This window comes from Cupriavidus taiwanensis, assembly GCF_900250115.1.
Taxonomy (GTDB): Bacteria; Pseudomonadota; Gammaproteobacteria; order Burkholderiales; family Burkholderiaceae; genus Cupriavidus; species Cupriavidus taiwanensis_B.
Genome location: NZ_LT984803.1, coordinates 1,701,440 through 1,727,023 on the forward strand (window position 1 = coordinate 1,701,440; position 25,584 = coordinate 1,727,023).

At 68.6% G+C, this 25,584-nt stretch carries 21 protein-coding genes; 10 read left to right on the top strand and 11 right to left on the bottom strand.

What is annotated here, in order from left to right; translation table 11 throughout:
* Positions 1–89: 89 nt before the first annotated feature.
* Positions 90–998 carry a LysR family transcriptional regulator gene (locus CBM2586_RS08100; RefSeq protein ID WP_115662090.1) on the top strand — a complete coding sequence of 303 codons (909 nt, stop codon included), beginning with the start codon at positions 90–92 and terminating at the stop codon, positions 996–998.
* Between the two features lie 44 nt (positions 999–1,042).
* Here the strand turns inward: CBM2586_RS08100 and CBM2586_RS08105 are convergent, their stop codons facing one another.
* Complete coding sequence (locus CBM2586_RS08105) at positions 1,043–2,254, bottom strand: HD-GYP domain-containing protein (protein WP_115687202.1); 1,212 nt, start codon at positions 2,252–2,254, stop codon at positions 1,043–1,045.
* A gap of 223 nt (positions 2,255–2,477) precedes the next feature.
* Between CBM2586_RS08105 and CBM2586_RS08110 the strand changes: the two genes are divergently transcribed.
* Positions 2,478–2,771, top strand: a complete 294-nt coding sequence (locus CBM2586_RS08110; RefSeq protein WP_062799507.1) for a putative quinol monooxygenase — start codon at positions 2,478–2,480, stop codon at positions 2,769–2,771.
* Positions 2,772–2,893: 122 nt separating this feature from the next.
* Positions 2,894–3,895: a cysteine synthase A gene (locus CBM2586_RS08115; RefSeq protein ID WP_115662088.1), complete on the top strand. Its 1,002-nt coding sequence runs from the start codon at positions 2,894–2,896 to the stop codon at positions 3,893–3,895.
* A gap of 8 nt (positions 3,896–3,903) precedes the next feature.
* Here the strand turns inward: CBM2586_RS08115 and prpR are convergent, their stop codons facing one another.
* Positions 3,904–5,877, bottom strand: a complete 1,974-nt coding sequence (prpR, locus tag CBM2586_RS08120; RefSeq protein ID WP_115662087.1) for a propionate catabolism operon regulatory protein PrpR — start codon at positions 5,875–5,877, stop codon at positions 3,904–3,906.
* Between the two features lie 280 nt (positions 5,878–6,157).
* Between prpR and prpB the strand changes: the two genes are divergently transcribed.
* The 5 genes from prpB to CBM2586_RS08145 all read left to right on the top strand — a co-directional run bounded on the left by prpB (position 6,158) and on the right by CBM2586_RS08145 (position 13,906).
* A complete protein-coding gene (gene prpB / locus CBM2586_RS08125) occupies positions 6,158–7,066 on the top strand; it encodes a methylisocitrate lyase (RefSeq protein ID WP_115662086.1) in 909 nt (302 codons plus the stop codon).
* A gap of 102 nt (positions 7,067–7,168) precedes the next feature.
* Complete coding sequence (prpC, locus tag CBM2586_RS08130; protein WP_115662085.1) at positions 7,169–8,326, top strand: bifunctional 2-methylcitrate synthase/citrate synthase; 1,158 nt, start codon at positions 7,169–7,171, stop codon at positions 8,324–8,326.
* 120 nt (positions 8,327–8,446) lie between these two features.
* A complete protein-coding gene (gene acnD / locus CBM2586_RS08135) occupies positions 8,447–11,059 on the top strand; it encodes a Fe/S-dependent 2-methylisocitrate dehydratase AcnD (RefSeq protein WP_115687203.1) in 2,613 nt (870 codons plus the stop codon).
* A gap of 235 nt (positions 11,060–11,294) precedes the next feature.
* Positions 11,295–12,485, top strand: a complete 1,191-nt coding sequence (gene prpF, locus CBM2586_RS08140) for a 2-methylaconitate cis-trans isomerase PrpF (protein ID WP_115687204.1) — start codon at positions 11,295–11,297, stop codon at positions 12,483–12,485.
* 296 nt (positions 12,486–12,781) lie between these two features.
* Entirely contained in the window at positions 12,782–13,906 is a 1,125-nt protein-coding gene (locus CBM2586_RS08145; RefSeq protein ID WP_115687205.1) for an asparaginase, read from the top strand.
* 364 nt (positions 13,907–14,270) lie between these two features.
* Here the strand turns inward: CBM2586_RS08145 and CBM2586_RS08150 are convergent, their stop codons facing one another.
* Positions 14,271–14,756, bottom strand: a complete 486-nt coding sequence (locus tag CBM2586_RS08150) for a PaaI family thioesterase (protein ID WP_115687206.1) — start codon at positions 14,754–14,756, stop codon at positions 14,271–14,273.
* A gap of 207 nt (positions 14,757–14,963) precedes the next feature.
* Between CBM2586_RS08150 and CBM2586_RS08155 the strand changes: the two genes are divergently transcribed.
* Positions 14,964–15,215 (top strand): DUF1289 domain-containing protein, encoded by a 252-nt coding sequence (locus tag CBM2586_RS08155; RefSeq protein WP_115662080.1) that lies wholly within the window; start codon positions 14,964–14,966, stop codon positions 15,213–15,215.
* 20 nt (positions 15,216–15,235) lie between these two features.
* Here CBM2586_RS08155 and CBM2586_RS08160 read toward each other — a convergent pair whose 3' ends face one another.
* The 4 genes from CBM2586_RS08160 to CBM2586_RS08175 all read right to left on the bottom strand — a co-directional run bounded on the left by CBM2586_RS08160 (position 15,236) and on the right by CBM2586_RS08175 (position 20,806).
* Positions 15,236–15,955 carry an MOSC domain-containing protein gene (locus tag CBM2586_RS08160; protein ID WP_115662079.1) on the bottom strand — a complete coding sequence of 240 codons (720 nt, stop codon included), beginning with the start codon at positions 15,953–15,955 and terminating at the stop codon, positions 15,236–15,238.
* Positions 15,952–16,659: a glutamine amidotransferase gene (locus CBM2586_RS08165; protein ID WP_115687207.1), complete on the bottom strand. Its 708-nt coding sequence runs from the start codon at positions 16,657–16,659 to the stop codon at positions 15,952–15,954. The genes CBM2586_RS08160 and CBM2586_RS08165 overlap by 4 nt, the downstream gene beginning before the upstream one ends.
* A 130-nt stretch (positions 16,660–16,789) precedes the next feature.
* The gene (locus CBM2586_RS08170) at positions 16,790–19,249 is read right to left on the bottom strand and encodes a penicillin acylase family protein (RefSeq protein WP_115687208.1); all 2,460 of its coding nucleotides are present in this window, start codon (positions 19,247–19,249) and stop codon (positions 16,790–16,792) included.
* Positions 19,250–19,372: 123 nt separating this feature from the next.
* Complete coding sequence (locus tag CBM2586_RS08175) at positions 19,373–20,806, bottom strand: aldehyde dehydrogenase family protein (protein WP_115662077.1); 1,434 nt, start codon at positions 20,804–20,806, stop codon at positions 19,373–19,375.
* A 246-nt stretch (positions 20,807–21,052) separates the two neighbouring features.
* Between CBM2586_RS08175 and CBM2586_RS08180 the strand changes: the two genes are divergently transcribed.
* Entirely contained in the window at positions 21,053–21,655 is a 603-nt protein-coding gene (locus tag CBM2586_RS08180; protein WP_115687209.1) for a hypothetical protein, read from the top strand.
* Positions 21,656–21,736: 81 nt separating this feature from the next.
* Here the strand turns inward: CBM2586_RS08180 and CBM2586_RS08185 are convergent, their stop codons facing one another.
* From CBM2586_RS08185 to CBM2586_RS08200, 4 genes are all read right to left on the bottom strand, one after another.
* Positions 21,737–23,359, bottom strand: a complete 1,623-nt coding sequence (locus CBM2586_RS08185) for an ABC-F family ATPase (RefSeq protein ID WP_115662075.1) — start codon at positions 23,357–23,359, stop codon at positions 21,737–21,739.
* A 164-nt stretch (positions 23,360–23,523) separates the two neighbouring features.
* The gene (gene ldcA, locus CBM2586_RS08190) at positions 23,524–24,480 is read right to left on the bottom strand and encodes a muramoyltetrapeptide carboxypeptidase (protein ID WP_115687210.1); all 957 of its coding nucleotides are present in this window, start codon (positions 24,478–24,480) and stop codon (positions 23,524–23,526) included.
* On the bottom strand, positions 24,477–25,070 hold the full coding sequence (gene tadA / locus CBM2586_RS08195) for a tRNA adenosine(34) deaminase TadA (RefSeq protein WP_172587066.1): 594 nt from the start codon (positions 25,068–25,070) through the stop codon (positions 24,477–24,479). The genes ldcA and tadA overlap by 4 nt, the downstream gene beginning before the upstream one ends.
* Before the next feature lie 10 nt (positions 25,071–25,080).
* Positions 25,081–25,557 (bottom strand): 6-pyruvoyl trahydropterin synthase family protein, encoded by a 477-nt coding sequence (locus tag CBM2586_RS08200; protein WP_115687211.1) that lies wholly within the window; start codon positions 25,555–25,557, stop codon positions 25,081–25,083.
* Between the last annotated feature and the right edge of the window lie 27 nt (positions 25,558–25,584).

Sequence of the window (25,584 nt, forward strand, 5' to 3'; positions counted from 1 at the left end):
CCGGCACCCCTTGCCGGCCTGGCTCCGCCACTGTAGGCTGTGCGGATCCGCACGAATACTGGCAAATTTCGCAAGAGGATTATGCAAACATGCAGGAAGCAGACTGGGACGACCTGAAGTACTTCCTTGCCGTGGGCCAGTCCGGCTCGCTGGCCGGCGCCGCGCGCGTCCTGCACGTCAACCACTCGACGGTGCTGCGCCGGCTGGCGCGGCTGGAAGACACCCTCGGCACGCTGCTGTTCGAGCGCCATGCCACCGGCTACGCCATGACCCCGGCCGGCGAAGCGCTGGCGCAACGGCTGGCCGGCGTGGGCGAACAGATCGATGCGGCGCAGCGCCAGCTGTCCGGCCTCGACCGCCAGCTGAGCGGGCCGTTGCGCGTGACCACCACCGACACACTGCTGGGCGCGCTGCTGATGCCGCTGCTTGCCGAATTTCGCGCGCTGCATCCGCGCATCCAGCTGCAGCTGGTCGTCAACAACAGCTTCCTCAGCCTGAGCCGGCGCGAGGCCGACGTGGCGATCCGCCCGGCCAACGCGCCGCCGGAGTACCTGGTCGGCCGTCGCATCGGCCGGCTCCAGACAGCGCCGTACGCGGCGCGCGGCTACCTGCGGCAGCTCGGGCTGCCGACCGCGGCGGACAGCCCCGCGCTGGCGGACTGGCCGGCCTATGACTGGGTGGTGCCGGACGAAGCGCTGTCGCACCTGGCCCAGGCGCGCTGGATTCGCGAGCACGTGCCGGAGCCGCGCCGCGCGGTCAGCGCCGACAGCCTGGTGGCGATGGCCGACGCGGTCCGGCACGGCATGGGCGCCGGCATGCTGCTGTGCCTGCTGGCCGGGGACGATCCGGCGCTGGTGCGGCTGGCACCGCCCGATGCGGCCATGGACACCGACCTGTGGGTGCTGACCCATCCCGACCTGCGGCACAGCGCGCGCGTGCGGGTGCTCGCGGATTTCCTGCATGAGCGCCTCAGGCAAGGGCGATGGCTGGCGGGATGAGCGCTAGGGGGACAGCACCCGCCCCGCGCCACGGCGGCGCGGGCTCACGCCGCCGGCGCGTACATCTCCAGCAGTTGCTCATCCGTAAAGCCCCACTCCGCCGCGTTCTCGAACGCCACCACGGTCTCGTCGCCATGGCGCAGGTCGATCAACTCGGTCGGTACCGGCCGCGACTGCGACACGGAATAGAACGCCATCACCTTGGGCCGCAGCGGGTCCGCGTCATGCTGCGCGCAGACTACCGCCAGCCGGTTGGAGCGCAGCCGCAGCACGGTGCCGAGCGGGTAGATGCCGACGGTGCGCGAGAAGGCCTTGAACACGCGCCGGTCGAACAGGGTGTCGACGCGCACCGCCATGTATTCCATGGCGCGCGCCGGCGACCACGGCTGGTGCCCGGGATGGCCGGCGGTGAGCGCGTCATAGGTATCGCAGATCGCGCCGATCCGGGCGTGCACGCTCAGTTCGCGCCCGACCAGGCCGAAGGGAAAGCCGCGCCCGTCGACGCGCTCATGGTGGTGGACGCAGACATCGAGCGGGATATTGGAATAGAGCCGGGCTTCGTTGAGGATGCGATAGCCCGCCGAGGGATGGCGGCGGTAGGCCTCCTCCTGCTCGGATGAGCGCTCGCCGGCGCGGAGGCTGGCGGCGCTGGGCACGGCGAGCTTGCCGATGTCATGCACCAGGCCGGCCAGTCCCAGCTCGCGCACCTCGTCGTCGGGCAGGCCCAGGGTGCGGCCGACCGCGATCATCAGCGCGCAGACCGCGAAGGCATGCAGGTAGTTGTCGTCGCCGCGCGCCTTGAGCCGCGCCAGCGCCAGCAGCGCCTGGCCATGGCGCGACAGCGAGCGCGAGGCCGCGTCGACCAGCAGCAGCGCGCCGCTGACCTCCAGCGCCCGCCCCATGCGCACGTCGGCAAACATCGAGCCGAGCACGGCCTTGCCGGACTGCAGCAGCTCGCGCGCATGCAGGATCTCGGCCTCGAGCGTGGTGGCTGGCGCCGCGTCAGCCGGCCCATCGGCGCCGGGCGCGGGCCGGGCCGGGGCTGCGCTGGCCTGCTCTTGCGGCGCCGGCAGATTGCGGCCCTTCAGGATATCGATCCAGATTTCGCGCACGCCCGCCGACTGGATCTGCCGTACCTGCTCCTCGCTGGCGACCAGGAAGCGCGCGCGCCAGAACGGGTGGCGGATCCAGGGCCCGCCCAGCCTGGCGACGAACATCCCGACCTGCAATTGCTCCGACCCAATGCGTCTCAGCATGCACCAACCCCTCGGATGATGGTTTTCTTGTTGTCGTTCCGGCTATCGGCAGCGGCGGGCATAACTTGAGCGGTCACGGCGGCAGGAACCGCGCCGCGCACCCTTGTCAAGCGCCCCCAAAATGCCCGGACGGCGCCGTCGGGCATTGCCGGCGCGGCCATGGCCGCCGCTACAATGGCTGGCCCAGTGCTCACAGACGCCAGCCAGTCGCCCCCGTTCACCCATGTCCGGAACGTACACGCTAGTCGGCATCGCCCGTGCCAAGACGCACCGCCGCGACGCGCTGGTCTCCCAGCTCGCTGCGCTGCGCTCGCGCGGGCTGACCGAGCCCGGCTGCCTGGACTACCACGTCGGGCAGGACGCCGAGGATGCGCGGGTGTTCGTCATCTACATGGTCTGGGACTCCAAGCGCGCGCTCGAATCGCACCTGAACCGGCCTTACATGCGCGATTTCCACGCCGCGCGCGCCGACTTCGTCGAAGGCGATTTCAGCTTCCGCTGGCTCAACGCGGCCTGAGCGCAAGTCGCTATCCCGGTCACTTCCCGCGCGCCTGCCGCCGCGCGCCCCCGCTTGTCATTCCCGCCGCACCGATCTATCACTCAAGGTGACGCCCGCCACGGGCGCGGCAGGAGTGCACCATGGAAATCAGGGATGGATTTGCCGGCACCATCGGCCACACGCCGCTGATCCGGCTGGCCGGCCTGAGCGCGGAAACCGGCTGCGACATCTACGGCAAGGCGGAATTCCTCAATCCCGGCGGCTCGGTCAAGGACCGGGCGGCGCTCTACATCATCCGCGACGCCGAGCGGCGCGGGCTGCTGAAGCCGGGCGGCACGGTCATCGAAGGCACCGCCGGCAATACCGGCATCGGCCTGGCGCACCTGTGCGCGGCGCGCGGCTACCGCTGCATCGTGGTGATTCCCGACACCCAATCGCCGGAAAAGATGGAGCGGCTGCGCATGCTCGGCGCCGAGGTGCGCGCGGTACCCGCCAGGCCCTACGCCGACCCCGACAACTACCAGAAGATCGCCGGCCGGCTGGCCGACGAAACCGACAACGCGATCTGGGCCAACCAGTTCGACAACCTCGCCAACCGCCAGGCCCACTACGAGACCACCGGCCCCGAAATCTGGCACGCCACCACCGGCCATATCGACGCCTTCACCTGCGCCACCGGCACCGGCGGCTCGCTGGCGGGCATCGCGCGCTGCCTGAAGGAACACAAGCCCGGCGTGCGCATCGTGCTGGCCGACCCGCACGGCAGCGGCCTGTTTCACTTCGTCAAGCACCGCGAGGTCAAGGCCGAAGGCAGCTCGATCACCGAAGGCATCGGCTCCAGCCGCGTCACCACCAACCTGCAGGACACGCCGATCGACGATGCCGTGCGCATCGACGACCAGACCTGCGTCGACATGGTCTACCGGCTGCTGCGCGAGGAAGGGCTGTTCGTGGGCGGATCGTCCGGCATCAACGTCGGCGCCGCGGTGGCGCTGGCGCGCGAGATGGGGCCGGGCCACACCATCGTCACGCTGCTGTGCGACCGTGGCGACCTGTATATGGGGCGGCTGTTCAATGAAGCGTGGCTGCAGGGCAAGGGGCTGCAGCCGATTCCGTTCCGCCGGTCCAGCCCTGCCGGATAACGGCCGGGTCAGGCCGCCTTGAGCCGCCGCCACAGCGTGGTCGGGCTGATGCCGAGGATATGGCAGGCGGCGGTGCGGTCGCCGCCGCACTCCTCCAGCACGCGCCGGATATGGTCGACCTCGCTGGATTGCTTGACGCGCGCCAGCGAGCGGCGCGCCCGCGCGGCCGGCGCCGCGGGTGCGGCTTCCGCTCCGGCCGCGGGCGCGGTGGCAAGCGCGGCCTCGCCGAACAGCTCGGGCGCCGCGGCCTGCAGTTCGCGCTGCAGGGCCTCGCCCTCCAGCCGCCGACCGGCCACCAGCACCGCGATGCGCTCGGTCACGTTTTCCAGCTCGCGGATATTGCCGGGCCAGCGGTAGCGCGCCAGCCGCGCGCGCGCCGCCGCCGGCAGTCGCTGCGGGCGTTCCAGCCCGAGCCGGTCCTGCGCGCGGCGGTACAGCAGCTCGGCAAGCTCCGGCAGGTCTTCGGCGCGCTCGCGCAGCGGCGGCATGGCAATGCGCAGGATGTTGAGGCGGTAATACAGGTCCTGGCGGAAGCTGCCGTCGCGCACCATCGCGGCCAGGTCGCGATGGGTGGCGGCGATCACGCGCACGTTCACCGGCACCGCGTCGAGCCCGCCGATCGGCAGCACCTGCTTTTCCTGCAGCACGCGCAGCAGGCGCGTCTGCAGCGCGGGCGGCATGTCGCCGACCTCGTCGAGAAACAGCGTGCCGTTGTGGGCCGATTCGAACAGGCCGGCCTTGCCGCCGCGGCGCGCGCCGGTAAAGGCGCCCTCTTCATAGCCGAACAGCTCGCTTTCCAGCAGCGCTTCGGGAAAGGCGGCGCAGTTGACCGCCACGAACGGGAACGCGCGGCGCGGGCTGGCATCGTGCATGCCTTGCGCCAGCACCTCCTTGCCGGTGCCGCTCTCGCCGCCGATCAGCACGGTCGAGTCCACCACGGCGTAGCGCCGCGCCAGCTCGCGCAGCGCCGTCATCGCCGCCGAGGTGCCGGCCAGGTCGTCGAGGCTGTAGCGCACCGCCGCCGGCCGCGCGCGGCTGCGCGAGCGCAGGTTGCGGTCGACCCGCTGGATCGCGCTGGCGTCCTGGATGGTCAGCACCGCGCCGGTGGTGCCGGCCTCGGAGAGAATGGGAATGCGGTTGACAACCACCATCTTGTCGCCCAGCTTGTGGATCGCCTCGAGCTCCTTGTCGCCGGTCTGCATCACGCCTTCCAGCGCCAGGCTGGGCGCCAGCGTCTGCAGCTTGCGCCCCACCGCGGCGGCGGCCGAGGTGCCGAGGAAGCGTTCCATCGCCGGGTTGAACGACTGGATCCGCCCCTGCGCGTCGACCGCCGCCACGCCCTCGTTCAGGTGCGCCAGGATGGTGTTGACGTAGTCGCGCCGGGTGGCCTCGATGCGGCGCAGCCGCGCGGCCTCGATCGCGTCTTCCAGCGCCATCCGCACCGAGTTGCCGGAGTACAGGAACACTCCGGTCAGGCCATAGCGGTCGGCCAGGTCTGTCACCAGGCCGGGGCCCACCACCACCTGGATGCCCTCCTGCTTGAGCGCCTTGACACGCGCCACGGCGTCGTCCTCGGTCAGGTAGGTATAGGCCGGCACCGACAGCGAGAACGCGCGCACGAATTCATCGACCTCGGCATAGGTCGCCGCGTGCGTGACCAGCGCCACCCGCGGCGAGATCCGCCGCGCGGTGGCCAGCGCGCTCATCACGTCGAAGCCCGTGACCTTGACCAGCACCACCGGCACGTCGACGTGCTGGCGCAGGTAGGCGCCGTTGGAGCCGCCGGCGACGACCACGTCGAGCCGGCCCTCGCGCACCTCGCGCGACACTGCGCTGGCGGCGGCCTCGAAACCCTTGCCGACGATGCGGAATTCAGCGCGGTCGGCATAGGCCGGGATCAGGTCGGCGAAGGCGCGCGCGAGGCGGCTGATGCCGATCGCCCAGATGCGCGGACGGCCTTGCGTGGAGACGGGGGGAGCCATGATGCGGTGCGGAAGGAAAGTGGGATGAAAGGCGTGCGGAACAGGCGTACAGTGCTGTCACATTGTCCGTCAGGCGGCCCCGGATTTCAACTTTGAAATCCAAAGGACGGGAGCTGGATTTCAAATGTGCCGAAATTCCGCCACGGGGGTTCCCATGAGGCTGCCCGCCCTGCCCGCCAGACCAGTACTGGCAAGGGATTCGGGGTTTTCCGGTGGCTTTCGCAGGGCCTGGCACACCCCTTGCAGTATCTGGCTCGTCCTGTTCAACAACGCATACGCCATGACCTACTCCGCTTCCGACCTCGCGCGCTCCGCCGGCGCCCGTTTCCGCCAGGCGCTTGCCGAAGAACATCCGCTGCAGGTGGTTGGCGCCATCAATGCCAACCATGCGCTGCTGGCCAAGCGCGCCGGCTACCGTGCCATCTACCTGTCGGGCGGCGGCGTGGCGGCCGGCTCGCTGGGCCTGCCGGACCTGGGCATCTCGAACCTGGATGACGTGCTGACCGACGTCCGCCGCATCACCGACGTGTGCGACACGCCGCTGCTGGTCGACGTCGACACCGGTTTCGGCGCCTCGGCCTTCAACGTAGCCCGCACCACCAAGTCGCTGATCAAGTTCGGCGCCGCTGCCATGCACATCGAGGACCAGGTCGGCGCCAAGCGCTGCGGCCACCGTCCCAACAAGGAAATCGTCACCCAGGGTGAAATGGTCGACCGCATCAAGGCCGCCGTCGACGCCCGCACCGACGAGAACTTCGTCATCATGGCCCGCACCGACGCGCTTGCCGTGGAAGGCCTGGACAAGGCCATCGAGCGCGCCGTGGCATGCGTGGAAGCCGGCGCCGACGCCATCTTCCCGGAAGCCATGACCGACCTGGCCATGTACCGCAAGTTCGTCGACGCGGTAAAGGTGCCGGTGCTGGCCAACATCACCGAGTTCGGCGCCACGCCGCTGTTCACCACCGAAGAACTGGGCAGCGCCGGCGTGTCGATGGTGCTGTACCCGCTGTCGGCCTTCCGCGCCATGAACAAGGCTGCGGAAAACGTGTACGCGGCGATCCGCCGCGACGGCACGCAGAAGAACGTGGTCGAGACCATGCAGACCCGCTCGGAGCTGTACGAGAGCATCGGCTACCATGACTTCGAGCAGAAGCTCGACGCCTTGTTCGCACAAGGCAAGGGCAAGTAAGACACCACAGAGGCAGGCGCGGCCGGGCCGGGGCATCTTCCCCTCCCGGCCGTTCGCCTGACAAAGACAGGCAACACCAGGCATCACACCAAGGAGACCCAGATGTCCGAAGCGCAACCGCTCGTCACTCCCAAGCCCAAGAAATCCGTCGCGCTGTCCGGCGTTACCGCCGGCAATACCGCGCTGTGCACCGTCGGCCGTACCGGCAACGACCTGCACTACCGCGGCTATGACATCCTCGACATTGCCGAGACCTGCGAGTTCGAAGAAATCGCCCACCTGCTGGTGCACGGCAAGCTGCCGACCAAGTCCGAGCTGGCCGCCTACAAGGCCAGGCTGAAGTCGCTGCGCGGCCTGCCCGCCAACGTCAAGGCGGCGCTGGAATGGGTGCCCGCCAGCGCCCACCCGATGGACGTGATGCGCACCGGCGTGTCGGTGCTCGGCACCGTGCTGCCCGAGAAGGAAGACCACAACACCCCGGGCGCACGCGACATCGCCGACCGGCTGATGGCCAGCCTGGGCTCGATGCTGCTGTACTGGTACCACTACAGCCACAACGGCAAGCGTATCGAGGTGGAAACCGACGATGACTCCATCGGCGGCCACTTCCTGCACCTGCTGCACGGCGAGAAGCCCTCGGCGCTGTGGGAAAGCGCCATGAACACGTCGCTCAACCTGTACGCCGAGCACGAGTTCAACGCCTCGACCTTTACCGCCCGCGTGATCGCCGGCACCGGCTCGGACATGTACTCGTCGATCGCCGGCGCGATCGGCGCGCTGCGCGGCCCCAAGCATGGCGGCGCCAACGAAGTCGCCTTTGAAATCCAGAAGCGCTACGACAACGCGGACGAGGCCCAGGCCGACATCACCCGCCGCGTCGAGAACAAGGAAGTCGTGATCGGCTTCGGCCACCCGGTGTACACCATCAGCGACCCGCGCAACCAGGTGATCAAGGAAGTGGCGAAGAAGCTGTCGAAGGATGCCGGCTCGATGAAGATGTTCGACATCGCCGAGCGCCTGGAGACCGTGATGTGGGACATCAAGAAGATGTTCCCGAACCTGGACTGGTTCAGCGCGGTCAGCTACCACATGATGGGCGTGCCCACCGCGATGTTCACGCCGCTGTTCGTGATCGCGCGCACCTCGGGCTGGGCCGCGCACATCATCGAGCAGCGCATCGACAACAAGATCATCCGCCCCAGCGCCAACTACACCGGGCCGGAGAACCTGAAGTTCGTGCCGATCAAGGATCGCAAGTAAGACCGGCTGCCGGATTGCCCGTCGGGTTGCATTGATCCGAGCCTGCGGGCAAAGGGGGTAGTTGGTCGCTGACACGGGGCCACTACCCCTTTTTCATACTTATATAGATTTCCCTACACCATGAATTCTGCAAACCGCAAACCGCTACCGGGCACCAAGCTGGATTACTTCGACGCGCGCGCCGCGGTCGAGGCCATCGAGCCGGGTGCCTACGACAAGCTGCCGTACACGTCGCGCGTGCTGGCAGAAAACCTGGTGCGCCGCTGCGACCCCGCCACGCTGACGGATTCGCTGAAGCAGCTGATCGGGCGCAAGCGCGACCTCGACTTCCCGTGGTTCCCGGCGCGCGTGGTGTGCCACGACATCCTCGGCCAGACCGCGCTGGTGGACCTGGCCGGCCTGCGCGACGCCATTGCGGACCAGGGCGGCGACCCCGCCAAGGTCAACCCGGTGGTGCCGGTGCAGCTGATCGTCGACCACTCGCTGGCGGTGGAATGCGGTGGTTTCGACCCGCAGGCGTTCGAGAAGAACCGCGCCATCGAAGACCGCCGCAATGAAGACCGTTTCCATTTCATCGACTGGACCAAGAAGGCGTTCAAGAACGTCGACGTGATCCCGCCGGGCAACGGCATCATGCACCAGATCAACCTGGAGAAGATGTCGCCGGTGATCCACGCTGACAACGGCGTGGCCTACCCCGATACCTGCGTCGGCACCGACAGCCACACCCCGCACGTCGATGCGCTGGGCGTGATCGCCATCGGCGTGGGCGGCCTGGAAGCCGAGAACGTGATGCTCGGCCGCGCCTCTTGGATGCGCCTGCCGGATATCGTCGGCGTCGAGCTGACCGGCAAGCGCCAGCCCGGCATCACCGCCACCGACATCGTGCTGGCCCTGACCGAATTCCTGCGCAAGGAAAAAGTGGTCGGCGCCTACCTGGAGTTCCGCGGCGAAGGCGCGTCGAGCCTGACGCTCGGCGACCGCGCCACCATCTCCAACATGGCCCCGGAATACGGCGCCACCGCGGCGATGTTCTTCATCGACGAGCAGACCATCGAATACCTGCGCCTGACCGGCCGCACCGACGAGCAGCTCAAGCTGGTAGAGACCTATGCCAAGACCGCGGGCCTGTGGGCGGATTCGCTGCAGAACGCCGAATACGAGCGCGTGCTGAAGTTCGACCTGTCGAGCGTGGTGCGCAACATGGCCGGCCCGTCCAATCCGCACAAGCGCCTGCCGACCTCGGCGCTGGCAGAGCGCGGCATCGCCGTGGACCTGGACAAGGCCCGCGCGCAGGAGGCCGAAGGCCTGATGCCCGATGGCGCCGTGATCATCGCCGCCATCACCAGCTGCACCAACACCAGCAACCCGCGCAACGTGATTGCCGCCGCACTGCTGGCGCGCAACGCCAACGCGCGCGGGCTGACGCGCAAGCCATGGGTCAAGTCGTCGCTGGCGCCTGGTTCCAAGGCGGTCGAGCTGTACCTGGAAGAATCCAACCTGCTGCCTGACCTGGAGAAGCTCGGCTTCGGCATCGTCGCGTTCGCCTGCACCACCTGCAACGGCATGTCGGGCGCGCTCGATCCTAAGATCCAGCAGGAAATCATCGATCGCGACCTGTACGCCACCGCGGTGCTGTCCGGCAACCGCAACTTCGACGGCCGCATCCACCCGTACGCCAAGCAGGCCTTCCTGGCCTCGCCGCCGCTGGTGGTCGCCTACGCCATCGCCGGCACCATCCGCTTCGATATCGAGAAGGACGTGCTGGGCACCGACCAGGACGGCAAGCCGGTCTACCTGAAGGACATCTGGCCGACCGACGAAGAGATCGACGCGATCGTCAAGCAAAGCGTGAGGCCCGAGCAGTTCCGCAAGGTCTACGAGCCGATGTTCGCCCTGACCGCGGAAACCGGCGAGAGCGCCGAGCCGCTGTACGACTGGCGCCCGCAGAGCACCTATATCCGCCGCCCGCCCTACTGGGAAGGCGCACTGGCCGGCGAGCGCACGCTGCAGGGCCTGCGTCCGCTGGCGGTGCTGGGCGACAACATCACCACCGACCATTTGTCGCCGTCCAACGCGATCCTGCTGAACAGCGCGGCTGGCGAGTACCTGGCCAGGATGGGCCTGCCGGAAGAGGACTTCAACTCGTACGCGACCCATCGCGGCGACCACCTGACCGCCCAGCGCGCCACCTTCGCCAACCCCACGCTGATCAATGAAATGGCCGTGGTCGATGGCCAGGTCAGGAAGGGTTCGCTGGCGCGCATCGAGCCGGAAGGCAAGGTCGTGCGCATGTGGGAAGCGATCGAGACCTACATGGACCGCAAGCAGCCGCTGATCATCATCGCCGGCGCGGACTATGGCCAGGGCTCGTCGCGCGACTGGGCCGCCAAGGGCGTGCGCCTGGCCGGCGTGGAAGCCATCGTCGCCGAAGGCTTCGAGCGCATCCACCGCACCAACCTGATCGGCATGGGCGTGCTGCCGCTGGAGTTCAAGCCGGGCGTGAACCGCCTGACGCTGGGGCTGGATGGCACCGAGACCTACGACGTGATCGGCGAACGCCAGCCGCGCGCGACGCTGACGCTGGTGGTGCATCGCAAGAACGGCGAGCGCGTGGAAGTGCCGGTGACTTGCCGCCTCGACAGCGATGAGGAAGTGTCGATTTACGAAGCCGGCGGGGTGCTGCAGCGGTTTGCGCAGGACTTTCTGGAGTCGAGCAAGGCGGCGGCTTGAGGCGTTGCCGTCGGGTGGCTCCCCTCTCCCGCTTGCGGGAGAGGGGTTGGGAGAGAGGGGCGGCGCTCGGCAAGCACGATATCGCTTCACTTCGTGGCAACGCTGCCCTCTCCCCCACCCCTCTCCCAGAGGGAGAGGGGAGAAAACAAGCGTTGCCTGCTTCCCGACGATTGATTCTTAAGCTGACTGAGTGAGACAAGGCCCCGAAAAGGCCTAACCAGGATTAGAGATTCCCATGGCCCACGTACCCCAGATCAAGATCCCCGCCACCTACATCCGTGGCGGCACCAGCAAGGGCGTGTTCTTCCGCCTGCAAGACCTGCCCGAGACCGCGCAGGCCCCCGGCCCTGCCCGCGACGCACTGCTGATGCGCGTGATCGGCAGCCCCGACCCGTACGGCAAGCAGATCGACGGCATGGGCGCTGCCACCTCCAGCACCAGCAAGACCGTGATCGTGTCGAAGAGCACGCGCCCGGACCACGATGTCGACTACCTGTTCGGCCAGGTCTCGATCGACCAGTCGTTCGTGGACTGGAGCGGCAACTGCGGCAACCTGTCCGCCGCGGTCGGCCCCTTCGCCATCAGCGCCGGCCTGGTCGACCCGGGCCGCATCCCGCAGAACGGCGTTGCCACCGTGCGCATCTGGCAGGCCAATATCGGCAAGACCATCATCGGCCACGTGCCCATCACCAACGGTGAAGTGCAGGAAACCGGCGACTTTGAACTCGACGGCGTGACCTTCCCGGCCGCCGAAGTGCAGCTCGAGTTCATGGACCCGGCCGCCGACGAAGAAGGCGCCGGCGGCGCGATGTTCCCCACCGGCAACGTGGTCGACGACCTCGAGGTGCCGGGCGTCGGCACGCTCAAGGCAACCATGATCAACGCCGGCATCCCGACCATCTTCGTCAATGCGGAGAGCATCGGCTATACCGGTACCGAACTGCAGGACGCCATCAACAGCGACACCAAGGCGCTGGCGATGTTCGAGACCATCCGCGCTCATGGCGCGCTGCGCATGGGCCTGATCAAGGACGTGGACGAGGCCGCCAAGCGCCAGCACACGCCCAAGGTGGCCTTTGTCGCCAGGCCGGTGGACTACACCGCCTCCAGCGGCAAGCAGGTGGCTGCGGCCGACGTCGACCTGCTGGTGCGCGCGCTGTCGATGGGCAAGCTGCACCATGCCATGATGGGCACCGCGGCGGTGGCGATCGGCACCGCCGCGGCCATTCCCGGCACGCTGGTCAACCTGGCCGCCGGCGGCGGCGAACGCAACGCGGTGCGGTTCGGGCATCCGTCCGGCACGCTGCGCGTCGGCGCCGAGGCACAGCAGGTCGACGGCGAATGGGTGGTCAGGAAGGCCATCATGAGCCGCAGCTCGCGCGTGCTGATGGAAGGCTGGGTGCGCGTGCCCGGCGACGCATTCTGAACCGGCTGCAAGCGCAAAGGCCGGTGCCGATGACGCGCGCCGGCCGGCCCGGCGAAGTATGCGCCTGACATTATGGCGAACGCAGTTTTATGCCGAATCGGCATAACCCTTGCGCCGCCCTTCCACCGCGAATTTCTCCTCACGTATAGTCTCTGCCGCTGCCTGAACCGGGTCCTGCACCACAGTCCCGGCGCGGGCAGCCACCGACTGAACAAGGACGGCACCATTCCACCCATAAGGTATGTCGTGCCGCTGCCAGTACGGGCCACACGTTCGTATAGATACCGAGGAGAATCATGAAATATTCCGCCCGCGTCACCACGCTGGCCGCTGCCCTGCTGTCGGCCAGCCTGATCACCGGCGCCGCCCACGCCCAGCTCGCGCCCGCGGCCCAGCCTGCCGCCGCCGCTGCCACGGCCCCCGCTGAAGCGCGCAAGGCCAACATCGTCATCATCGGCACCGGCGGCACCATTGCCGGCGCCGGCGCCGCGGCGACCAACACCGCCGCCTACCAGTCCGCCGTGGTCCCGGTCGACAAGATCATCGCCTCGGTGCCGGAAATCTCCAAGGTTGCCAACGTCAAGGGCGAGCAGATCTTCCAGATCGGTTCGGAAAGCTTCAACAACGAACGCCTGCTCAAGCTTGCCAAGCGCGTGTCGGAACTGCTCAAGCAGCCTGACGTCGACGGCATCGTGATCACGCACGGCACCGACACCATCGAGGAAACCGCTTATTTCCTCAACCTGACGCTGAAGAGCGACAAGCCGGTGGTGGTGGTCGGCTCGATGCGCCCGGGCACCGCCCTGGGTGCAGACGGCGCGCTGAACCTCTACGACGCCGTGCTGGTCGCCTCCAACCCGGCGTCCAAGGGCAAGGGCACGCTGGCGGTGCTGAACGACGAGATCCACACCGGCCGCGACGTCTCCAAGACCAACACCTTCAAGACCGAGACCTTCCGCTCGCCGTTCGGCCCGCTCGGCTACGTGGTCGAAGGCCGCACGCTGTTCTACCGCCTGCCGGCGCGTCCGCACACGCTGCAGACGCAGTGGGACATCGACAAGATCGACAAGCTGCCCGAGGTGGCGGTGGTCTATGCCTACGGCAACGCCAACCCGGCCGCGGTCGACGCGGCGGTGAAGAGCGGCGCCAAGGCCATCATCTACGCCGCCACCGGCAACGGCAGCGTCGGCGACTACATGGTCGAGTCGCTCAAGGCGGCGCGCGGCAAGGGCGTGCAGATCGTGCGCGCCTCGCGCACCGGCGGCGGCGTGGTGGTGCGCAACGCCGAGCAGCCCGACGACAAGTATGACTGGATCGTCACCGACGACCAGTTGCCGCAGAAGGCGCGCATCCTGATGGCGCTGGCGCTGACGCAGACCAACGACAGCAAGGCGCTGCAGCAGGTGTTCTGGAAGTACTAAGGCTGTGCCAGGGCGTTGGCGGGAATGCCGCCCGACGCCCTTCCCTCCCCCTCTGCGGCGTGTTCGGACCGGGCACGTAGGCGACAGTTGTGAGAGGACACGGTGAGACGTTCGGACGCTTCGCCGTCCGGAGATTCCATGCCCTGGACCACAAGCGACACCATGAGCCTGCGTCTGTAGTTCATTGCCATGGCGACCGAACCCGGCTGCAACGGCGGGCGCTGTGCCTGCGCTTTCTACATCCCCCGACTCCAAGCCATTGTGCGCTCTGCGCCATGCGGTGTATCGAAACGCGTGGCGGTTAATTGCGTTATAGGGAACAAGAAACCGCTGACGCTGGCCAGCTGTCCGCCCGCGCCGGCCCTCAGAACATCGCGCTGCTCATCAGCGCCTTGGCAACCAGCACGTCCGTCGCGTCCTCCTGGTTGGCTCCCGCCCGGTCGGCATACACCGCCACCTCGGTCACCACCTGGCGCCGGCCGCGCCGCACCACCCCGGCAACGGCGCGCAACGCCACGCCCTGGGCGGCAGCAAGGTACTGCACCGACAGCGAGCTGGTGGCCCCGCCCTTCACCGCGTCGGCACTGGCGCCTGAGGCAGCCGCGGCGGCGCCGGCGATATCGATCAGCGTCGCGATCACGCCACCGTGGACAGTGCTGCCATGGGTCACGTTGGTGGGCAGATACGGCATGAACAGCTCGACATGATCGGGCGCCAGCTGGTCGAGCCGCACGCCGAGCGCGCGCGCCACCGGCGACGCCATCAGCACGTTGTCGATCATGGCGCGCATGCGCGGGTCGACCGCGGCAGTGCCGTCGGTCCCGGGCTGGCGGAGTATGGCTTGCAGCATGGCGGCTCCCTGGTCTGGCCTGGCATGCCATGAGGGTAGAAGCCGGCGAGCGCTGCCTCAATGACGTCGCAGGTAATCGGAGCGCGGCCGGCAGGGCTGCATGGCCGAGGCGTTCCGGCACTGCGGCCGGCATGGCGGTTGGGCGGGGCGTGGCGCGCGAGGCCGTATAATGTGCTCCCGCTTCACCGCCCCTTGCCTTTTCCGACGATGCCGCTGCCGCCCGAATCCCACGCCGTCCACGCCGAACCGGACCCGGGCACGACCGACGCCACCTTGTCCGAGCGCCCGGACAGCCCCTGCATCGGCATCTGCTCGACCCTGTTCGACGAGGTGTGCCAGGGCTGCGGCCGCACCGCGGCCGAGGTCAGCAACTGGGTTTTTTTCAGCGACGAGGAAAAGCGGCAGGTGTGGCAGCGCATCACGCGCGAAGGCACCGGCAAGCGATTCCGCCAGGGCTGAGGCCCCTCGCCCGCGGCCCGTCACTCCCCGCACAGGCGCCGCTCCATCGCTTCGACTTCGCGCCGTTCCAGCCGCTGCCGTGCCAGCTTGCGCCAGCTCTCGGCCAGCGGCGCCAGCGCGGCCATGGCTTCCAGCGCGGCATAGTCGAGCCGGTCGACATACAGCACCTGCAGCAGACGGTGCAGCGACCATCCGGGACAGGGCCGCGCCACCAGTTCCAGCCCATCGCCCGCGGCCACCTCGCCGGTTTCCAGCACGCGGTAGTACCAGCCGGTGCGCAGGCTCTGCTGCACGGCGCGCGACATGCCCGCATAGCCGAAGCGGTGATTGAGCTTCCAGCACGGCTGGCGCGCCTGCGACACCTCCACCAGCGCCGTGCCCAGGCGAAAGCGGTCGCCGACGCAGACGTCCGCTTCGGTCAGGCCCGTGGTGCTCAGGTTCTCGCCGAAGGCGCCGGGGGTGTCGAGCACGCCGTCGGCCGACGCGCCCTGCTCTTGCAGCGCCAGGCGCCACGCCGGGTAGTGGTCGAAGGCATAGTGGTGCAGCGCCTTTTCCGGGCCGCCATGATGGCGCGGATCACCCTGCCCGTCGCCCTCGAGCCCGGTAGCGGTCACGCGGATGCGGGCGCGCGTTGCGGCCTTGGCAATGCCGCTGGGTACGCCCCTGGGGCCGAACGGGAGCACGGCTCCGGTCAGCACCGCAGCGATCGGCACGCGCAGGATGGATGCGGGCTGGCTCATAGTCCGGCTTGCTCCAGCCAGCGCGCGAACATGCGTTCTCCCGCCGCCGCCACGGTGGCGCCCACTTGCGCGGTGCGCGCACGGATGGTGCGCGGATCGATGCCGGCCTTGCCCAGTTCGACGGTATGGCCGATCAGCCAGGCCTCGATATCGGCCGGCATGACTTCGGGGTGGAACTGCAGCGCCAGCACCTGGTTGCCGATGGCATAAGCCTGGTTCGATACCGCCGCGGTTGACGCCAGCAGCTGCGCGCCGGCGGGCAGGTCGAAGGTGTCGCCGTGCCAGTGCAGGACTTCCCAGTGGGCCGCGGCCAGCTCGGCCAGCGCCGAATCCAGTCCGGCCGGTGTCGGCGAGATCGGCGCCCAGCCGATCTCGCGGGAGCCGGGGTAGACCCTGGCGCCGGCGGCGCGCGCGATCAGCTGTGCGCCCAGGCACACGCCGATAAGCTTGCCGCCGGCGGCCAGGCGCTCGCGGATCAGCGCGATTTCCGCCTCCAGCCACGGATAGGCGTCGGTTTCGTAAACCCCGATGGGACCACCAAGCACCAGCAGCAGGTCGGCCGGCTCGCTGGTGATCCGCGCCAGGTCATCGACGCCGGCCTGGAACACCCGCAGCGTGTGCCCGCGCGCGCGCAGGGCGTTGCCGATCACGCCCGCGTGCTCGAAGGCGACGTGCTGGATCACATGAGTGGTTGGCGTTGTCATCAGGGGCTCCTGCCGGAAGTGAGGGCTAGAAAGGCCCTCATGTTAGCGTCTGTCGCCAGCTCCCGGCGGACGCCCCTGGCATGACCTCGCCAGTTTGAGAACGTTCCAGGCGAGACGGGCGTGGCCCGCGCTATTTTGCCGCAGGCGCCAGCACCAGGGCGTCGGCCGCGCCGTTCGCTCCCGGCGCTGCCACCGGCGGCATGGTGATGTACTCCACCGCCGCCCACTTGCCGGTCCAGTCGCGGTAGCGCGGCAGCAGCGCATTGCCGGATTGGCCGGTGGAATCCATGAAGCGCGACGCCGCCAGGTCGGACAGGTCATAGAGCGCGCGCACGCTGGCCGCATGGGTGTTTTCGAATGGCGCCTTCTCGTCGCGCAGGTTATGCCGGCCGACGTTGACGGTGTAGGTGTCGCCGCCGGTCGGCACGCGCAGGTTGAACAGCGGCGCCAGGTAGCCGACCTTGCCGAGCGGCCGGTGCTCCAGGCGCGCCGCGTGCGCCTCGCCCCAGCGCCAGCGGGCGGGATCGTCGCCATAGCGGCGCGACAGGTCCGCCATGGCCTGGCTCCAGGCATCGGCAATGGCATCGTCGCAGCTCTCGGCCGGGCCGGTATGGGGACGGTCGCACCAGAACGCGCCCAGCTGGCGCGGATCGCGCAGGATGTTGAGCATGGGCTGCTGCACGTTGCGCTGCTCCCACAGGCGCCCGAAGATTGCCTCGCCGGTTTTCTCCTCGAACAGCCGGCGCGACAGCTCGCGCAGCCACGCGGTGACCAACAGCGGCTCGGCGCGCGCGGGATCCATGGTGCCGTCCCACCGGCGCAATGCCTCCAGCAAGGCGCGTTCGCGCGCCGGGCGCGCGGGATCGCGGCTGACCGGCGCGGCCAGCAGCAGCGGCAAGGCATCGCGCACCGCCAGCGAGAGCACGTCCTTCTGGATCGCCGCGAAGCTTTCGAAGCTATGCCTGGGCGTGGCCGCCAGCAGCGTGCGGATGCGGTCGAAGCGATACGGCACGGTCCACTCGCTGGTGATGAAGTACGGATAGTCGGGCGCGACGATGCGCTGGTTGGCCGTCACGATCACGCCCCCGGCGGGGTTGTACTGGTGTGGCAGCGCCTCGAACGGGATAAAGCCGGTCCAGTCGTAGCGCGCATCCCAGCCCGGCGCCGGCGCCAGCCCCTTGAGGTCGTTGTCGGCGCGGCGCAGCGGCACGCGCCCGGGCGCATAGAAGCCGATATTGCCGTCGACGTCGGCATAGACGATGTTCTGCTGCGGCGAGTGGAAGTCGCGCAGCGCGTCGGTGAAGCAGCTCCAGTCGCGCGCCTGGTTCAGCCGCAGCCCCGCCAGGAAGGTGCGGTCGTCCGGGCGCAGCGCGGTCCACTGGAACGCCACCACGTATTGCGCGCCCAGCGGCGCCGCGGCACTGGCGAGCGACTCGGCCACATCGGAGATCACCGGCCCGTGGCGCGTGCTGCGGACCTTCAGCGTTATGTCGGCCGCGCCCTTGACGCGGATGGTCTCGGTGCGGGTCTCGAACGCGGCCCAGCCCTGCGGTGTCTGGTACTGGGTGTCGTTGCCCGGACGCACGCGCTCGAGATACAGGTCCTGCACGTCCGGCGCGGTATTGGTCAGGCCCCAGGCGATGCGGTCGTTGTGTCCCAGCACCACCAGCGGCATGCCCGGCAGCGTGGCGCCGGCCACCTCGAGCCCGGGCGCGCTCAGGCGCGCGAAGTACCACAGCGCCGGCGCCTGCAGCCCCAGGTGCGGATCGTTGGCCAGCATCGGCTTGCCCGATTGCGTGTACGCGCCCGACACCACCCAGTTGTTCGAGCCCATGCCCTCGACGTAGCCCGGCGGCGCCTGGTCGCCGACGCTGGCCATCGCGCTCGCCAGCGGCGCCAGTTGCCGGTACAGGTGGCCGTAATCCATGGTGCGTACCGGCCGCTCGCCCGGATACGGCGCCAGCAGTTCGCTGATGCGGGCCACCGGCAGCACCTGCGCCAGCCGCATGCGCAGCGTCTCCTGGGTCCAGTTGCCGCCCAGGTCCCATGCCATCATGGTCTGCCAGCCCAGCGTGTCGGCCGGCTCCCAGCGCTCCGGCCGGGTGCGCAGCAGCAGGAACTCCGGCGGCAGCGGGCCCTTGCGCTGGTCGATCCATGCATTGACACCGTCGGCATAGGCCTGCAGCGCCGCGCGCGCTTCCGGCGAGGCCTGCGCCAGGATGGCCTCGGCGTTGCGCCGCACGCCCAGCGTGCGCAGGAACTTGTCGTTATCGACCGCGGACGGGCCCAGGATCTCGGCGAGGCGGCCGGCGACGATGCGCTTGTTCATCTGCATCTGCCACAGCCGGTCCTGCGCGTGCACGTAGCCCAGCGCGAACCACGCATCGGTCTTGCTGGCGGCGCGGATATGCGGCACGCCATGGCTGTCGCGCACGACCGTGACCGGCTCGCGCAATCCCGCCAGCACCTCCGTGCCCGTGACCGGTGGCTGTGCCGCGTCGCGATACCAGACCAACGCGCCCGCGGCTGCGGCCAGCGCCAGCCCCAGCAGCACTGCCAGCCACCTGGCCAGCCGAACGAACCCGCGCATCGTTGCTCCCCCCTTTGTCCTGGTCATGTTTTGTTCGCGCATTATCTGCGCATTATCCGTACGAAAAAATGCCCGGACCAGCCGGGCATTTCCTCGTTCATGGCCTGCTTGCCCGCGCGCCCGTCAGGCGGCCGGCTTCTTCAACTGCAGCGACTTGTACTCGAGGAATTCCTCCAGCCCGTACTTGCCGGCTTCGCGGCCGTTGCCGGACTGCTTGTAGCCGCCGAACGGCGCCTGCATGTTGAACGGACCGCCGTTGATATCGACCTGCCCGGTGCGGATGCGGCGCGCCACGCGGATCGCGCGCGCCTCGTCGCCGGACCAGACCCCGCCGCCCAGTCCGTAGATGCTGTCATTGGCGATGCGCACCGCGTCTTCCTCGGTGTCATAGCAGATGATCGACAGCACCGGCCCGAAGATCTCTTCCTGCGCCACGGTCGCGCGCGGCTCGACGTTGCCGAGCACGGTCGGCTTGACGTAGAAGCCCTGGTCCAGCCCTGCCGGGGCCTCGGGGCCGCCGGCCACCAGCTCGGCGCCCTCTTCCAGGCCGCGGCGGATATAGCCGGTCACGCGTTCCTTCTGCACCGCGGAAATCAACGGGCCCAGCTTGCTGGTTTCCTGCAGCGGATCGCCCACGGTAAAGCCGGCCACCACCTTCTGCGCGATCGCCTTGACTTCGTCGTAGCGGGCGCGCGGCACCAGCATGCGGGTGTGCGCCGAGCAGGTCTGGCCGGAGTTGAGGAAGCAGGCATTGATGGTGCCCTTCACCGCCGACGGCAGGTCGGCATCGTCCAGGATCACCGAGGCCGACTTGCCGCCCAGCTCCAGCGCCACGCGCTTGACGGTCTGCGCGGCCAGCTCGGACACGCGCTTGCCGGCGCGGGTGGAGCCGGTGAACGACACCATGTCGACTTCCGGATGGCTGGCCAGCACCTCGCCCACCACCGGGCCATAGCCGGTGACCAGGTTGAACACGCCGGGCGGCAGCCCGGCGGCCTCGATCACCTCGGCCAGCACGAAGGCGTTGAGCGGCGCCACCTCGGACGGCTTGAGCACCACGGTGCAGCCCGCGGCCAGTGCTGGTGCCACCTTCAGCGTGATCTGGTTGAGCGGATAGTTCCACGGCGTGATCGCCCCGACCACGCCCACCGGCTCGCGCACCACCAGCGAGTTGCCGACTTCTTCCTCGAAGCGGAACCCTTCCAGCAGCCTGGCGGCCTGGCCCCAGTTGTAGACCGGGCCGCCCACCTGGATCGCGCGCGCCAGCTTGATCGGCATGCCGACTTCGCCGGCGATCAGCTGCGCCAGCTCTTCGCTGCGCGCCTTCAACCCCTCGGCGATCCTGGCGATATAGCCCGCGCGCTCTGCCGGCGGCGTGGCCGACCAGCCGTCGAAGGCGGCGCGCGCGGCCTGGATCGCGTCTTCCGCGTCGCGCGCCGAGCCTTCCGGAATGGTCCCCATCACCGCTTCGGTGGCGGAATGGATCACCTCGATCTTGCCGGTGCCGTGGGGCGCGACCCACTTGCCGTTAATAAAGAGTTTGTCTCGTTGTTGCATGGCCACAGTTCTCGGTTTGGTGAATTGGCAATTGCAATTTTTTGTTACTTTTATGGTGCACGCACATTGTAGAGCGGATTCCGGCCCAGGTTATGGCGCTGCGGCATATGCCGACGGCCGTGCCAGCCGCCACGCACAACAACATGGCGATAATCGGCCGCGGGTGACAGACGGGAGACTCGCGGCTCGCGCACGGGCGGACTGGCCACGGCGCGTGCACATAACAAGACTGAGGGGACGAAGGGCATGGTCGATCCGATCTACCGCAAGACCGACGCGGGTCAGGACGAAATCCGCAGCCGCGCGCGCAAGCTGGACCACAAGCTGCGCGCGCTGCTGCTGATGGTCAACGGCGAGCGCCGCGAGCAGGACTTGCTGGCGCAGCTGGCGGGCATGGGGATCGGCGCCGAGGCCATGGCAACGCTGCTGGCCGAGGGACTGGTCGAAGCCGTCGCCGAGCCGGCAGCGTTGCACGCCGCCGCGCCACAAGCACCGGCGCGTGCCGCGCCGCCGGCTGCCGACACCAACCTGTTCTCGGTCTACGCGATGCGCCATGCGCCGGTGGCCGAGGCAGCGGCGCCGCCACACGCCAGCGACGCCCCAGCGCACTCGGCCGCCGAAATCCAGGCCTACCAGCGCCTCTACCATTTCTATACCGACGTGATCGGGCAGCATCTCGGGCTGCGCGGCTACATGCTGCAGGTGAAGGTGGAGAAGGCCGCCGACCTGCCCGCGCTGATGGCGCTGCGCGAACCGCTGCACGCGGCGCTGCTCAAGGCGCGGGGCGAGATCACCGCCCGCGCCATCATGGCGCAGCTCGACCAGGTCGGCGACGGCGGCGCCGCCTGACACCGCGCGGCCCGGCACACCTGGCCGGACAGCAAAAAGGCCGCCCGCAGGCGGCCTTCGGCATGCGGCGGCGCGCGGCGCTCAGCCGTCGATGCCCTGCGACTGCAGGTACTCGTCGTACGTACCCAGGTAGTCGGTCAGCGTGCCATCGGTGCGGACCTCGATGATGCGCGTAGCCAGGCCGCTGACGAACTCGCGGTCGTGCGAGACGAAGATCAGCGTGCCCTGGAACTTGTCCAGCGCGATCTGCATCGACTCGATCGATTCCATGTCCATGTGGTTGGTCGGCTCGTCCAGCGCCAGCACGTTGTGGCGGCCCAGCATCAGCTTGCCCCAGATCATGCGGCCCTTCTCGCCGCCGGACAGAACCTTGACGTTCTTCTTGATGTCGTCGGCCGAGAACAGCAGGCGGCCCAGCGTGCCGCGCAGCGAGGTCTCGTCATCGCCGGCCTGCGTCCACTGGCTCATCCAGTCCATCACGTCGCGATCTTGCGGGAACTCCTCGTAGGTGTCCTGCGGCATGTAGCCGACATTGGCGTTCTCGGCCCACTTGACCGTGCCGCGATCCACCTCGACGCCGCGCTGCACGCCGGTCTGCACCGCGCCGTCGAGCAGGCTGCGCAGCAGCGTGGTCTTGCCCGCGCCGTTCTCGCCGATGATGGCCACGCGTTCGCCGGCCTGGATCGCCAGCGACAGGTTATCGATGATCTTGCGGTCGTAGCTCTTGGTGATGCCTTCGACCTCGACCGCCAGGTTGTGCAGCTTCTTCTCGAACTCGAAGCGGATGAACGGGTTCTGGCGCGACGACGGCTTGATGTCCTCGACCTTGATCTTCTCGATCTGCTTGGCGCGCGAGGTGGCCTGGCGGGCCTTGGACTTGTTGGCCGAGAAGCGGCGCACGAAGTCCTGCAGTTCGCTGATGCGCTCCTTGGCGCGCGCGTTGGCGGCCATCTGGCGCTCGCGGGCCTGCATCGACGCTTCCATGTACTCGTCGTAGTTGCCCGGGTAGACCTTGAGCGTGCCGTAGTCCATGTCGGCCATGTGGGTGCAGACCGAGTTCAGGAAGTGGCGATCGTGCGAGATGATGATCATGGTGGAGTTGCGCTCGTTGAGCACGGTCTCCAGCCAGCGGATGGTGTTGATGTCCAGGTTGTTGGTGGGCTCGTCCAGCAGCAGCACGTCCGGATTCGAGAACAGTGCCTGCGCCAGCAGCACGCGCAGCTTCCAGCCCGGGGCGACGTCGCTCATCGGGCCCTGGTGCTGGCTGGTGGGGATGCCCACGCCCAGCAGCAGTTCGCCGGCGCGCGCCTCGGCGGTGTAGCCGTCGTACTCGGCGTACTTGGCCTCGAGCTCGGCGGCCTTCATGTAGTCTTCGTCGGTCGCCTCGGGATTGGCGTAGATGGCGTCGCGCTCCTGCGCGGCGGCCCACATCTCGGTGTGGCCCATCATCACCACGTCGAGCACACGCATGTCTTCATAGGCGAACTGGTCCTGGCGCAGCTTGCCCAGGCGGATGCCCGGCTCCAGCATGACGTTGCCCGACGACGGCTCGAGGTCGCCGCCCAGGATCTTCATGAAGGTGGACTTGCCGCAGCCGTTCGCGCCGATCAGGCCGTAGCGGTTGCCCTCGCCGAACTTGACCGAGATATTCTCGAACAACGGCTTGGGGCCGAACTGCATGGTGATGTTTGCGGTAGAAAGCACGTCTTGAACCTTGTCTGGAGATTGTGGCGCCGCCATCGCCGGCACTGCGGCACGGGCCACGCCGGGTTCATGCGAGAACCCGGCAGGAAATCAGGAAATAACCGCGCATTCTATCATCCGGACGCATTCCTTGCGACCGGCGCGCGCGGTGGCGACCCGCGTACTCAGGCCAGCGGCGGCAGCACCGGGTAGCCCGAGAACGCCATGCTGAAGCCGTCGGCGTGCGCCGACAGCCGCACCCGCGCACCGACCGGCAGCGTCAGCTTGCGCGCGCAATGGCCGAACGGCAGCCCGGTCAGCACCGGCACCGGCAGCTGCTCGCGCAGGTAGGCCACCACGGCGTCCATGTCGTAGCCGTTGTCGTAGTCGGTGACGCGGTAATTGGAGAAATCACCCAGCACGATGGCGCGCTGGGCGCCCAGCACGCCGGCCTGCTGCAGCTGGAGCAGCATGCGCTCGACCCGGTAAGGAGGCTCGTTGATGTCTTCCAGGAACAGCACCCCGCCCGGCACCCGCGGCATGAACGGGGTGCCCAGCAGGCTGCACAGCATGGCCAGGTTGCCGCCCCACAGCGTGCCCTCGACGCTGACAGAGAACGGCTGGCCACCCGGCTGCGGCGCAGCGATGTCGATGCGGTAGGCGGGGTTGCGCAGGATGCCCTCGAAATGCTCCCACATATAGGCGTCGACGCCTTCGGCGCCGAAGTCTGCCAGCAGCATCGGCCCGGCAAAGGTGACGCCGCCGGTGGCCGCCAGGTAGGCCAGCTGGAACGCCGTGAAATCGCTGTGGCCCACGATGGGCGTGCCGCTGGCGCGCGCCTGCGCGGCGATGCGGTCAAAGTCGATCTGCGCGAGCAGGCGCGCGATGCCGTAGCCGCCGCGCACCGCCAGCGTCAGTTCATGCGGTACGCCGGTGCCGATCGCGTGCAGGTCGGCCAGCCGCTCGGCGTCGGTGCCGCCGAAGCGCAGGTAGCGCCGCGCCAGCACGTCCGGGTTGGTCATGTGGTAGCCGTGGTGCCTGAGCCAGGCGCAGCCGCGCGCGGCGGTGGCGACATCGTGCGGATAACCGGACGAGGCGATCAGTCTGACTTCGGTATGCGGCCTGCTGTTCGGCGTGCTCATGCTTCGGTGTCGTGGTTCTGGTCGGGGCCGGCGGCCGGCTCCGGCTGGCGAGCGGCCTTCTGCGCGCGGCGCCGGGCGCCGAAGAAGTCCTTCAGCATCTGGCCGCAGTGATCAGCCAGCACCCCGCCGGTAATGCTGGTCTGGTGGTTGAGCCGTGCCTGTTCGAACAGGTTGACCACGCTGCCGGCGGCGCCGGTCTTGGGGTCGCTCGCGCCGAACACCACATGGCGCAGCCGCGCGTGCAGGATCGCGCCGCTGCACATGGCGCACGGCTCCAGCGTCACGTACAGCTCGCACTCGGGCATGCGGTAGTTGCCGATGACCCGGGCGGCGGCGCGCAGGGCCTGCATTTCGGCGTGCGCCGACGGGTCGACCGAGCGGATCGGCAGGTTGTGGCCGCGCGCGATGATGGTGTCGTTCCACACCACCACCGCGCCCACCGGCACCTCGCCCGCGGCTTCGGCCAGGCGGGCCTCTTCGAGCGCGGCGCGCATGTAGCGCGCGTCGCGCTCGGCGGCTTGCGCCGGATCGTCCGGCAGCGCGCGCGGGGCGCGCAACGGCAGTGGCGGCTGGGGTGGCGGCCGGGTCATCGTCGCCCGCTCAGTCCTGCGCGGGCAGTTGCACCGGCGCGCTGACCTCGGCCCAGCAGTTGGGCGTTTCGAACAGCACCAGCCTGGTCAGCTGCAACTGGTGGCCGAAGCAGTCCTTGAACACCGGCGCCAGGATGTCGAAGGCCACCTGGGCCAGGTTCTCGACCGTCGGGATCGCGTCCAGCACCACGGTCTTGTGCCCTTCCATCGATTGCAGGAAGTTCAGCAGCGCGGTGTCGCCGCGATAGATCAGGAAGGCGTGGTCCCACTTGCTGACCAGGTGCTCGTTGGCGAGCGCCTTGATGTCGCCGAAATCCAGGATCATGCCGTCATCCGAGGCGCCCTCGCGATGCAGCACCTCGCCCGACAGGGTCAGGTCGAGCCGGTAGCGGTGGCCGTGGATATTGCGGCACTGCCCGCAGTGGTCGGGGATGCGGTGGCCGGAGTCGAACTCCAGCCGGCGGGTGATGGAAATTTGTTTGCTCATGTGTACCGGCGCCGGTGCCGGCCGCCT